This is a genomic window from Terrisporobacter mayombei (genome assembly GCF_020748465.1).
In the GTDB taxonomy this organism is placed as follows: domain Bacteria; phylum Bacillota; class Clostridia; order Peptostreptococcales; family Peptostreptococcaceae; genus Terrisporobacter; species Terrisporobacter mayombei.
On the sequence record NZ_JAHZMP010000002.1, the window covers coordinates 467,557 to 480,018 of the forward strand.

The following is a 12,462-nucleotide window of genomic DNA, read 5'->3' on the forward strand; positions in this document are numbered from 1 at the left end:
TTGTCCTTGTTTATTTACTCAATCCTTATAATATACCTATTTGAGGATTACAGAAAATTGAATTTCTTAAATAAAGAATACTGCCTACACAAAGTAGGCAGTATTAAAATTAAATTTTTTTTGAAAAACTTCCACAATCAGTTTGTTCAACTGTAGTCGCTGAACCACTGTGTTTTGTAACTTGAATTTTGTCTAAAGCACAGTAGTTTTCTTGACCACTGTGGTGTTTACATTCTGTAACTTCGCAAGCTATACTTTCATTTTTTTTCATTGTTATCTCTCCTTTGTTGTCTTATTTTTTATGTCACGATATTATTATGTAATATTAACACTAATTTTATTCGAGTAGTTTGTAATAATATGTTTATATGAAATTTAGGTATTAAATCATATTTAAGTCACTTTAGAACTGAATAATTTAATGCATAATCTTAATATATTACGCAATAAATTACAATTTATCGAATAGTTATAGTGAACAATATTAATATATTGTGAAATGAAAATTATGGAGAATAGATTATTATGACAAGAAGAGTAGTATATTTTATAATAACAGTGGCAGTAATGTTAATAGGTTTGTTATCAAGAAGATTTATATTTATATTTCCTAAGAGCATCACTCCATTTGTAGGAGATATGTTTTGGGCTATGATGGTGGATAAATGCTATACGTAAAACTACTATTGGAGGTTTAGTACTTGGGCATGGGTTTTTGTGGATGGACTTAATAAACTATTCTATAGGAATTATAATTGCTGTAATAATAGATAAAGCTTTAAATCATATTAAATTTATATAAATGCCTATAAAAGTATAAAATTATAATTTAAATATACAATTAAGGATGTAATTTTATACAGTATCAATATATGATAAAGATAAATTAGTATATGAAAAGACCTGTAGAGCAGCATAATGTGCTCCGCAGGTCTTTTTTATATACTAAGAGATTATTTTAACTTATCCATAACTAGTTTTACTGCAATCATATCATCTAAAAACCCTATAGGAAATATAAAATCTGGTATAATATCTGTTGGAATTATAAAATATAAAAGGACACTACCAATCAAAATCCATTCTTTAACTTCGCATTTATTAAATAAATAGATTTCATATAATTCATTTAATTTATCTATAAGTACACCTGTAAAGCCTATACTTTCTATTTTTTTTGTGAATTTTTCTTCTATTAAATTCTTTGCTTCATCTGTCTCCAAATACTTTTCATATTTGTTTAATTCTTTCTCAATATTAGATTCAAGACCTTCACAATCAATAAAAGATGTAAATTTCATCATATCATCTAAATTATCAAATGTTGGATTAAACTCTATTTTCTCCTGAATTTCTTTATTTTGAAATGAATAACCTTCTAACTCCATTAACTCTTGTAATGGAATATCTAATGCTATTGAAAATTTTTCTAAGTAATTAATATTAATTTTTTGCTTATTATTTAATAATTTTGAAATTGTTGATTTATCTAATCCAGTAAGTTGGCTTAGTTGATTATTATTTATATTTTTAATCTTCATAGTTTCCTTAATTTTATTAATTGAAGAATTATTAATAATGTTTTCATTCATAAAAACACTTCCCGTTATTATTTTAGTCTCTATTAATTTATTTTATTAAATACTATCTTCAATGTTGACAATTAATATATTTATTTTGAAGTTAATTTATATAAAGTTGATAAAATTTCAACTTTTTTTGAAACTTCATCACCTTTTTTATAATTATTAATAGTATGGATTATAGACATTAATAATTAGCATTCAGGAGGATGTAATATGAATTTAATAACAGCGATTTTACTTTCCATATCAGCAAATTTGGATACTTTTACAGTAGCCACATCTTATGGAATAAAAAAGATAAGATTAAGTTTTTTACCTTTATTTTTGATAACTACAATAACTACTGCAGGAACATTTATTTCCATGTGTTTTGGAGCTTCAATTACTAATTATATTTCAGCTGATATGGCAGCATTAGTAGGTAGTCTTATGCTTGTTGGAATAGGTATTTATATGATAGTTGATTATTATAAAAATACAAAAATTGAAGGTTGCGATTGTATCTGCAATGAGAGCAATTGCAAACCTTTAGAAACTATGCTTGAAAATGAAAATAAATCAAATGAATTAACATTAAAGGAATCAATAACACTTTCATTGGCTCTTACTATTAATAACCTTGGGATAGGTGTTGCTGCAAGCATAGCAGGTATTAGTATATACCTTAACACTATATGTACTTTTATAATTACAATTTTAAGTCTTATCCTTGGGCTAGCCATAGGAAATAGTTATTTATCTAAGATATTTGGAAAATATGCAGGTCTAGCATCAGGAATAATCATTCTTATATTAGGTTTGTATGAATGTTTTTTATAGGAAATAATTAGAAGAAAGGCTGTTGCACAAACAATTAAAAAATGTTGTGTGGCAGCTAATTTTTAATTACAGGGCTAGTATTAACGAAAAGTAACGCAATCAGATTTTTAGAGAATGAATTATTTAGTGTTGATTCAACTATATATCATCATAACTCTACTTCTTATCTAAACATTTATATAGAAAGACATAACCTAACGATTTAGTAAGGAATATAACGTTCAGAAATGTTTGTGCTATTATTGTGTTGATGAATACATACAAAACAATTAGATGCTTAGCTATTTAAATATAAGGAGTTGAATAATTCCAATTATAAGCATGTCAAAATTTCTCTTGTTATGGAGTAAGCTTTGTTTTTTTACAAAACCTAGTCTTATCGGAATCAATATTCAAATATAAATAAGTTAACAGAAAGAAAACTACAAAGAGAGATGATGTATGAAAAAAATAATTATACTAATTTCAGCATTAATAATTTGTATTTTTGTATCTGGTAATTGAAGATGTTAAAAAACTTCTAAAAGATTATAGTTTTAAATCAGATTTAGTTGAGGACGAACCTGAAGATAATTTAAAGATGTATTCCTATATATTTAGAAATAATAATATGGAAAGTATTAGGGTAACTAATACTATACAAGATAACAAAGAGTATATTTCAGATATAGGCCATACTGTAGGAAAATATCCTCAATTATCAATAGGCGCTGTATCAGGAGATACTACAGTTCACGTTGATTATTATACAAGTGATAAAACTACTTATGAAAAAGTATATAATCTAATAAATAAATTAAAGTAAATCTAAAAAGATATTGGCTAAAAAATAAATGTAACTTTATAGAAAGGGGGATTTTGATATGCTATTATGGATTATAGTTTTTGTTGGAACTTTAATATTTGTTTCAGGGCTGTATCTTCTTATAAAAAACTACAAGGATGGAAAATACATCATAGGATATGGATTACTTACTTATGCAGGGGTTGCAATAGTGTTGCTTGGAGTGATTTTATTAATGGAACCTGTATTTACAAGTTTACCTGGGAATTTGCCTATAACATTACCATTAGTTATTGATATATTAATTTGTATAATAGCAAGCAAATTATTATTCGAGCCAACTTTTTTAAAAAACAAAACAAAAAGGGGCATATTTATAAAAAAATGTACTCAGTGTAATAAGAGCTTTTCATTCTACGACAGATTAAAAGTTTTTATTAATGGACATTTGAAATGTTCACATTGTAATGCAATTTATGAGCCTAAACACAATGTAGATAGAGGAATATATTTTGGAATTATTTTAATTGCAAATATAATTATATTTAATCATATCATTGTTTTAAATAACTTCATGCTACAAATTAAATTGCAAATACTAATAATACTGATAACTTATCCTTTGTTTGATTTGTTACCTAATAGATGGCAAAGATATGAAAAGATTAGTTAGAATTTTGAATACATATTGTATAAAATAAATATAAATATGAATTTGAAGTAGGAGCAGATGCTCCTACTTTTTTGTTTTTAGGTGTATTATATTTGTTATTTCTTAACAGAAAATAACCTAACGATTCAGTAAGAAATATAATGTTTAAAAAAGTTTCTGATATTATTGTGTTGGTGAATACCTATAAAACAATTAAATATTTAGTTAATTATAAGGAGTTGAATAATTTGAAGAAAAAAATTAAGTATAAGATAGCAATTCCAACGGTTATAGTGTTAGTATTACTATCATACATATTTTTAACACCAATAGGTACCTTGAGGTTTGCAGTATTTAGACAAGCATTTACGTCATACGAGACGACTTTAAAAGGAAGGGTCGATTTACTTTATTTAACAATAAACTTAAATGTAGATTATGAAAGTTGTTGGCGACCACCAGAAGCTGTAATAGAAGGTGATCAAACAGTATATGATTTGATAGATTATCCATTTGAACCACTTACACAGATGCCACGGGACAGTTGGGTTATTACTAAGCATGACATATTTTATTGGGGTGAATATTATTTAGTTTAATAGATGTTTATTAAATCTATAATTTAAATAATTCTTATCTAATTCAACACTATAGTTAGCTGGACAAACCGTTTATTTTTAAAATCAGTAATCATATAAAAAATAGTATAGTTATAGAAAGGGTGAATAATTATAGACACTTTAAACGTATTTATATCCATTGCTCTAATAATTGGAATTTTTATAATTATTATTGTATCATTTTATATTATAATAAAGGAATTCATAAGTATATATAAAGAATTAAAGGATAGATATAAGTTGAAATAGCAGTTTTTAATTTTAATATAAGGTAAACTTAAAGTAGGAGCATATGCTCCTATTTTTTTATTTTGGATATATTATATTTCTGATTTTCTAATAGACAATAATCTAACGATTCAGTAAGGAATATATTGTGTAGGAAAGTTTGTGCTATTATTGTGTTGATGAATAACCATAAAAGAATTGGATATTTAGTTAATTATAAGGAGTTGAATATTTTGAAGAAAAAAATTAAGTATAAGATAGCAATTCCAACAATTATAGTACTAGGGTTACTATCATACATATTCTTAACACCAATAGGAGCCTTGAGGTTTGCAGTATTTAGAGAAGCGTTTGTAGGAGAAATGCAAACAGATTTCCTTTTAGCAGCAATAAATTTAGAGGTAGATTATAGCGATGAGTGTGCCCCATGTCCAGTTCGCGCGGAACCAGTTCGTGAACAATATCAAGGGGGCAATCCAATGCTTTATTATATAAAGGGTGCTCCAGTTGAGCCGCTTACAGAAACAGCATTTGATATGTGGGTTGTATGTAAGTATGGTATATTTTATTGGAGTGAGCCTTATGAAGTCTAATAAATTAGTATTAAATAATCCTATATAATTAAAATAAAAATCAGCTAAAAACAGTTGACTTTGAGTTAACTCCAAGTGCTAGGATATAAATATGAGGAAATGAAAAATTTACTAAAAACATGTTTATAAAAGGAGTATACTATGAGCAAAAAACTAGGATTTGGATATATGAGATTACCCTTAACAAATAGCGAAGAGCCAACAACTGTGAACTACGAAGAAGTAAATAAAATGGTAGATGCATTTTTAGAGAGGGGATTTACTTATTTTGATACAGCATATATGTATCATAACTTTATAAGTGAAACAGTTATAAGAGAAACAGTAGTAAAACGTCATCCTAGAGAAAGTTTTACACTAGCCACAAAAATGCCAACAAAGTTTCTAAAAAAAGAAGAAGATTTAGAAAGAATATTCAATGAACAATTAGAAAAATGTGGAGTAGACTACTTTGATTATTATCTAATACATAATTTAGGAGTTTCTCATTATGAAATAGCACAAAAATTTAATGTATTTGAATTTGTTCAAAAGAAAAAAGAAGAAGGCAAAATAAAAAGTGTAGGATTTTCATTCCACGATAAAGCAGGCTTATTGGAAGAAATATTAACAGCTCATCCAGAAGTAGATTTTGTTCAATTACAATTAAACTATATAGACTGGGATAATGAAAGTATACAATCTAGAAAATGCTACGAGATAGCCACAAATCACAATAAACCAGTAATTGTTATGGAACCAGTAAAAGGTGGAACATTGGCGAAAGTACCAGAGTCAGTAGAAAAACTATTTAAAGATTATCATGCAGATATGTCTGTATCATCTTGGGCAATAAGATTTGCAGCAAGTCACGAAAAAGTAATGATGGTACTAAGTGGTATGTCATCTATGGAGCAATTATTAGACAATACATCATATATGAAGAACTTCCAACCATTAGATAAGGAAGAGTTAAATATTATAAATAATGCAGTAGAATTGATAAATGGATCAATAGTTGTACCTTGTACATCATGTCAATATTGCGTAGAAGGATGTCCTAAAAATATTCCAATACCAAATTACTTTGCTCTTTATAATGCAGAAAAACAATTTGATAATAAAGGTTTCTCAACTCAAGGAGTGTATTATGGAAACTATACAAAAACTTATGGAAAAGCATCTGATTGTATAGAATGTAAAAAATGTGAAAGTAGTTGTCCTCAACATATTGATATAACAAATGCATTAAAAGAAGTTGCAACAACTTTTGAAAAATAACAACAAAAGGTATCTTAAATAATATTTAAGGTGCCTTTTATTTTTTGAAAAAGATATATTTGAAATAAGCATAAATTTAATATTATAATAATGAAATTTATTGACAATATCGATACTCGATGTTAATCTTAAATTAAATATATAGATCACAGACTTTTTTACATATTATTATCGACACTCGATATTATAATGGCTAAATTTAAAATTCATAAACCTAAAAAGGGGACGTATGTTATGAAAATAGGCAAAGATACATTTATTAAATTAATTTTATTTAAAGAAAATGAATGCAAGGCCTTACAAGAGTATTTAGAGGAAAAAGCCCTAGAGGGATGGATTTTAGAGGATAGAAACGCTGGATTTTTTGTATTTAAAAAAGGTGAGCCTCGCAAAATTAAATATACTGTAGATATATTTACAGAATTAAAAACAGGTGAATATAAGGAATATTGTGAAGCCAGCGGGTGGAAGTATATATGTGAAACTGACAAATATTTGATATTTTCCAGTGAAGAAGAAAATATAACTCCTGTACATACGTATGAAGAAACGGAATTAAAAAAGGTGCGTAAATCAATGATAGTAAATTTATTTACATTTCTATGTTGTCTTTATTTAATAGGTTCCAACGTATATGATGCTTTTGTACCTAATTGGGGCAATAACATAGAATCATATGATGATGAATATTTGTTACTTATAATGGTTTCTGTCATATTTGTCACATGGCCAGTTGTGGATCTTGTAAGAACAGGTTTATGGTACTTTAAATCTAGTAAATGTATCAAAATAAACGGGGATGTAAAATACCCAACTCTTAAAGAATTTAAAATAAAGACGGCATATTTTGATCTTGTGTTAATAACGCTTTCAATATTAATAATAATTTTAATAGGAAGCTTTACTGATTTAGATACAATGTTAGGGACAGTATTAATTATATTAGCAGTGATTTTTTATTTAGAAAAAATTATTAAAATAATTATAAATTAACATATTTAAAATTAAATAACTGGGAGGTTTTAAAATGGCTAGAAAGCAACTTCAGACACTATCAGAACCCATGTATTATATATTACTAGCCTTAACAAATGAATGTTGTGGTGTAGACATTATGAAAAAAGTTGAGCACATATCTGGAGGTAGAATATCAGTAGGACCAGGAACATTATACGCCCTACTTGGCAAGTTTGAAAATTCTGGTCTAATAAGGGAAACAGCAGTAGAAGGAAGAAAGAGAAGTTATATAATAACCCAGGAAGGATATGAAGCTTTGAATAAAGAATACATGCGACTTAAATCCATGGTTGATGAAGGGGCAAAGTATATGGGAGGAAATCATGAGAATAAGTAAAAATATGCTTGCTGAATTATTGTTCTTTAGAGAACATGAGTGTAAAGCAGTCGAAGAATATTTAGAAGAAAAAGCATTAGAAGGGTGGATGTTATCTGACATAAGGTGTGGACTTTTTATCTTTAAAAAATCAGCACCAGGTAATTATAAATTTACAGTTGATAATTTTACGGATAATATTAAAATTGGTTCTGAACGAGAATATATAGAGTACTGTGAAGCAGGGGGATGGACATATTTATGCTCAACTTTTGGCAAATACTTTGTATTTTGTACTAAAGATGAATTCACAACACCTATACAAACTGATGAAGAAATAGTAATAAAGAAAGTGCGTAAATCCATATTGATAAGTATGTTTTTTTATATTTTTATTGCTACAATGTTGGTATATATTAGTTTATTTCAAAAAAGTTATGTGTTTTTCACTGAAATATCAGACAAAAATAGTTTATCTGTAATGATGGGTTTATTGTTAATAGTATTTTTATATATATCGTGCACAATAAGAGATGGAATATGGTATTTTAAATCTAAAAAAGCCTTAAAGATGGGAGAAGATATAAATTATATTTCATGTAAATCATTTAAAATAAAGAATGCTTATGTGAAAGTTTATCTAAATATAGGTATCCTTATCCTTATGATTTTAAGTTTAATAGGTGATGAGACAAATAATATGGCTTATATATATATTTCTATTGTTACATTTTTACTTATCATTTTTATTATTAAATTTATAAACATAACATTATCAAAGTATAAAAAAGTAAGCAAAATATTAGGTACTATCATATTTGTAGTTGGGTTATTTTTGTGTGCAAATATTTTTTTTACTGTAAAAGATATGGTAAATTATGTGGGAGACCCCAATCAGCCAGTAATTATGAGTATAAATGATTTTGAAAATATTAAAATAAAAAATACTAATTTATATTATGAAAGATCAGAATCTTTACTTGCTAGTAATTATAAATATTATTATGATAAATTTAATAATGTTGAATTTTATGACTATAATTCTGAACCTAGTAAAGAATATTTTGATTATGAAATATGTAAAAGTAAATATGAATGGGTATTAGATAAGATTTTCCATTCTTATTTAAAGCTTTATAAGTATCATGATTATGTTGAAGTAAAAGATAAGGACTGGGGTGCTATAAAAGTTTATAAAGACAATAAAGAAAAGAATGGGTATCTACTTAGATATAAAGACAGAGTTATTTGCGTTTCGGGAAGTATAGATTTCACAAAAGAAAATAAAAAATTTATTAAAGATAAGTGCCTTGAATGGTAGTAAATAGAATAAGTTATAACATTTTACGGATTTTAATTATATATAATAAAAAAATAATGTATTGACAATATAAAAAAACACATTTACAATAATAATTAACAAATAAAGATAAATTAAATTCGATGAAAAAGAAAGTAGATATAATTCATGTTTCAGCGAGCTAGGGTTGGTGGAAGCCTGGCAACAATGTTTGTATTGAAGAGAGCTTTGGAGAAGAATATCTGAATTAATAGTAGGATATTAGGTATGTCCCGCCTTAAGGGATTAGAGTGGATAAGTTTTATTCGCAGCAAATTTTGAGCAACGGATTTGTCTGAAGCGGTAGCGAAGACATATCGTTGGCGATATGAGCAAAGCGAATTTTATCAATTAGAGTGGTAACGCGGAATATTTCGTCTCTTGGTTTTATAGCCAAGGGACTTTTTTAATTGTGTAAAAAGTATTTTGCGAAAACACATAACTTAGAATAAACGGATTTGTCAGTTTGCATTTATTAAAAACTGAAAATTTGAAAAATTCTGAAATGCTAATTGAGAACTTATCAATAAGAGTGGTAACACGGAATATTTCGTCTCTTGGTTTTTAAAGCCAGGAGACTTTTTTTATTGTAGGAAATTATATCTTCAAAGTAAATGAATCTATCAAAAAAGGGGGAAAAGATTATGGATACTACACAACAATATCCACTTTTAGAAATAAATCTTAATAAAATAGCAGATAACACAAAATACTTGGTAGATTTATGTAATGAAAATAACATAAGTATTGCAGGTGTTATCAAAGGGGTAAATGCACAACAAGAAGTAGTAGATGTACTAGCAGATGGAGGATGTAAATATTTAGCCAGCTCTAGAATAGAACAATTAATTGGGTTAAAAGAAAAAAATAATGAAAAAGAAACTATGCTAATAAGAATGCCTATGAAACATGAAGTCAAAGAAGTAGTTAAACATATTGATATATCTTTAAATTCAGAAATCAAGACTATAAACTTGCTAGAAAAAGAGTGCAAAAAGCAAAAAAAAGAACATAAGATAGTTCTTATGATGGATTTAGGGGATTTGAGAGAAGGATTTTTTGATAAAGATGAACTTATTGATACTACTTTATACATTGAAAATAATTTAGAATATGTAAAATTATATGGAATAGGCACAAATTTAAGCTGCTATGGATCAATTAAACCATCACATGAGAATTTAAGTTATTTATGTGAAATAGCAGAAGAAGTTGAAAGTAAAATTGGTAGAAAGCTAGACATAGTATCAGGGGGATCAACTACATCACTACCATTATTATTTGATAAGAAAATGCCATCAAAAATAAATAATCTAAGAATAGGAGAAGCCTTAATTATAGGCAGAGATTTAATAGATTATTGGGGCTACGACTTAGATAAAATGCACAAAGACACTATGATTCTAAAAGCTGAAATAATAGAAATAAAAGAAAAACCAACTTATCCTATAGGAGAAATGTTCCTAGATGCCTTTGGTAATAAACCTGAATATGAAGATAAAGGCATAAGAAAAAGAGCCATATTAGCTGTTGGAAAACAAGACTTTGTAAATGATAGAGACTTAGTTCCTTTGGAAGATGGAATAGAAATAGCAGGAAGTAGTAGTGATCATCTTATAGTAGATATACAAAACTCTAAGGTGGATTATCAAGTAGGGGATATTATAAGTTTTGGAATGTTTTATTCAAATGCACTTTATATAACATCATCAAAATACGTAAAGAAACAATATATTCAATTGGAAGAATTGGAGAAGGAATACGCATAGAAATTATAAAAAATTATTGGAATAATTGAAATTATTTTAAAATTACAAAAAAGACAATTATATGGAGGAATTATTATGAATACAGAACAAAATTACACGTTAGAACAGTCGAGTAGCATCTTAAGATTTTTAAAGTTTTTTATACCGTCATTATTAGGATTATTTTTATTTATCATACCATTACCTTTTGGAGAAATATTTAATGTAGCAGATGTATCACCAGTAAACATAGGTGTTGGATTTATTTCGGAATTATTAAAACTTGCTATCGGTGATTATATACCAACTATATGTTTAGTGATAATTGTTGGATCAGCAGTTTTATCACTTGCAGCAAAATTTATAAATATAAAAAATGAATTTTTCAAAAACATATTAGATGTGCCACCATTTTGGCTATTCTTCAGAATAGTTGGAGCAGTATTTATGGTTATGATATACACAAATGTGGGACCAGAATTTATAATTTCTGAAGACACAGGTCATGTAATCTTAGGAATTATGCCAAGTTTAATAGCGTTATTTTTAATAGCAGGATTTTTACTTCCTTTAGTGTTAGACTTTGGTTTAATGGATTTCTTTGGAACAATGATATCTAAATTTATGAGAACTTTATTCTTAGTTCCAGGAAGAGCTTCAGTAGATACTTTATCTTCATGGCTTGGAGATGCAACTTTAGGAATAATGATAACAAATACTCAGTATAAGCAAGGTTTCTATAACAAAAAAGAAAGTTGTATAATAGCAGTTTGTTTCTCGCTAGTTTCGCTACCTTTCTCTACTGTTATAGCAGATCAATTAGGATTTATGGATAAATTTGTACCATTTTATTTAACAGTTTGTGCAGCTTCACTTGTTTGTGCATTAATACTTCCAAGAATTTATCCTTTATGTAAAATAAAAAATGAAACTTACAACGATATTCCTTACGAGGTAGAAGAGATTGATGAAGAAGGTGGATTATACAAACAAGGTTTAAATAATGCAATGAATAGAGCTGCGAAAGCACCAACTCTTAATGAAATAATAGTAAACGGATTTAAAAATATAGTAGACATATATATAAGTTTAATACCATTAGTGTTAGCATGGGGAACAATATCTTTAGCAGTAGCTGAGTTTACTCCAATATTTACATGGATATCATACCCAGTTATATTAGTATTAGAATTACTTAAAATACCTAATGCAGCTGAGGCAGCACCAGCAGTACTTGTTGGATTTACAGATATGTTTATACCATCAGTAATGGTAAGTGGAGATGGATTTGCAGAAATAACTAAATTTATAATAGGGGCATTATCTATTTCTCAATTAGTTTATATGACTGAAACAGGTGCAGTAATACTAAAATCAGAAATACCACTTAAATTAAAAGATTTAATGGTTTTATTCTTAATAAGAACAGTAATTTCTCTTTTAGTTATTACACCTATTGCACATATGTTATTTTAGATAAAATATAATAATTTATAAAAA

General features: G+C 27.1%; 15 protein-coding genes and 1 other annotated feature. Of the genes, 13 read left to right on the forward strand and 2 right to left on the reverse strand.

The genetic code is table 11. The annotated features are described in order from the left end of the window. Window positions 1-109: 109 nt before the first annotated feature. The gene (locus K0039_RS08680) at window positions 110-271 is read right to left on the reverse strand and encodes a DUF1540 domain-containing protein (protein ID WP_228104658.1); all 162 of its coding nucleotides are present in this window, start codon (window positions 269-271) and stop codon (window positions 110-112) included. 254 nt (window positions 272-525) lie between these two features. On the opposite strand from K0039_RS08680, the gene K0039_RS22435 reads away from it, so the two are divergent. Both K0039_RS22435 and K0039_RS22800 read left to right on the forward strand, forming a co-directional pair. Next, window positions 526-678 carry a hypothetical protein gene (locus K0039_RS22435; RefSeq protein WP_331476732.1) on the forward strand — a complete coding sequence of 51 codons (153 nt, stop codon included), beginning with the start codon at window positions 526-528 and terminating at the stop codon, window positions 676-678. A gap of 7 nt (window positions 679-685) precedes the next feature. Then, window positions 686-802, forward strand: coding sequence for a hypothetical protein (locus K0039_RS22800; RefSeq protein WP_334302535.1), 117 nt, complete (start codon window positions 686-688; stop codon window positions 800-802). Between the two features lie 151 nt (window positions 803-953). Here K0039_RS22800 and K0039_RS08690 read toward each other — a convergent pair whose 3' ends face one another. Further along, entirely contained in the window at window positions 954-1,592 is a 639-nt protein-coding gene (locus tag K0039_RS08690) for a helix-turn-helix domain-containing protein (RefSeq protein WP_228104659.1), read from the reverse strand. A gap of 207 nt (window positions 1,593-1,799) precedes the next feature. Between K0039_RS08690 and K0039_RS08695 the strand changes: the two genes are divergently transcribed. The 11 genes from K0039_RS08695 to K0039_RS08745 all read left to right on the forward strand — a co-directional run bounded on the left by K0039_RS08695 (window position 1,800) and on the right by K0039_RS08745 (window position 12,438). Beyond that, complete coding sequence (locus tag K0039_RS08695; RefSeq protein WP_228104660.1) at window positions 1,800-2,405, forward strand: manganese efflux pump MntP; 606 nt, start codon at window positions 1,800-1,802, stop codon at window positions 2,403-2,405. 487 nt (window positions 2,406-2,892) lie between these two features. Beyond that, the gene (locus tag K0039_RS08700; RefSeq protein ID WP_228104661.1) at window positions 2,893-3,210 is read left to right on the forward strand and encodes a hypothetical protein; all 318 of its coding nucleotides are present in this window, start codon (window positions 2,893-2,895) and stop codon (window positions 3,208-3,210) included. A 58-nt stretch (window positions 3,211-3,268) separates the two neighbouring features. Then, entirely contained in the window at window positions 3,269-3,862 is a 594-nt protein-coding gene (locus tag K0039_RS08705) for a C1 domain-containing protein (RefSeq protein ID WP_228104662.1), read from the forward strand. Between the two features lie 227 nt (window positions 3,863-4,089). Next, a complete protein-coding gene (locus K0039_RS08710) occupies window positions 4,090-4,440 on the forward strand; it encodes a hypothetical protein (RefSeq protein WP_228104663.1) in 351 nt (116 codons plus the stop codon). 482 nt (window positions 4,441-4,922) lie between these two features. Further along, on the forward strand, window positions 4,923-5,282 hold the full coding sequence (locus K0039_RS08715) for a hypothetical protein (RefSeq protein WP_228104664.1): 360 nt from the start codon (window positions 4,923-4,925) through the stop codon (window positions 5,280-5,282). 141 nt (window positions 5,283-5,423) lie between these two features. Continuing rightward, entirely contained in the window at window positions 5,424-6,542 is a 1,119-nt protein-coding gene (locus tag K0039_RS08720; protein ID WP_228104665.1) for an aldo/keto reductase, read from the forward strand. 234 nt (window positions 6,543-6,776) lie between these two features. After that, window positions 6,777-7,535 (forward strand): DUF2812 domain-containing protein, encoded by a 759-nt coding sequence (locus tag K0039_RS08725; RefSeq protein WP_228104666.1) that lies wholly within the window; start codon window positions 6,777-6,779, stop codon window positions 7,533-7,535. 34 nt (window positions 7,536-7,569) lie between these two features. Next, entirely contained in the window at window positions 7,570-7,896 is a 327-nt protein-coding gene (locus K0039_RS08730; protein ID WP_228104667.1) for a PadR family transcriptional regulator, read from the forward strand. Then, on the forward strand, window positions 7,883-9,196 hold the full coding sequence (locus tag K0039_RS08735) for a DUF2812 domain-containing protein (RefSeq protein ID WP_228104668.1): 1,314 nt from the start codon (window positions 7,883-7,885) through the stop codon (window positions 9,194-9,196). The genes K0039_RS08730 and K0039_RS08735 overlap by 14 nt, the downstream gene beginning before the upstream one ends. A gap of 113 nt (window positions 9,197-9,309) precedes the next feature. Next, window positions 9,310-9,599: a binding site (T-box leader), on the forward strand. 259 nt (window positions 9,600-9,858) lie between these two features. Then, window positions 9,859-10,983, forward strand: a complete 1,125-nt coding sequence (locus tag K0039_RS08740; protein ID WP_228104669.1) for an alanine/ornithine racemase family PLP-dependent enzyme — start codon at window positions 9,859-9,861, stop codon at window positions 10,981-10,983. Window positions 10,984-11,058: 75 nt separating this feature from the next. Then, complete coding sequence (locus K0039_RS08745; protein ID WP_228104670.1) at window positions 11,059-12,438, forward strand: YjiH family protein; 1,380 nt, start codon at window positions 11,059-11,061, stop codon at window positions 12,436-12,438. The last annotated feature ends 24 nt before the right edge of the window (window positions 12,439-12,462 follow it).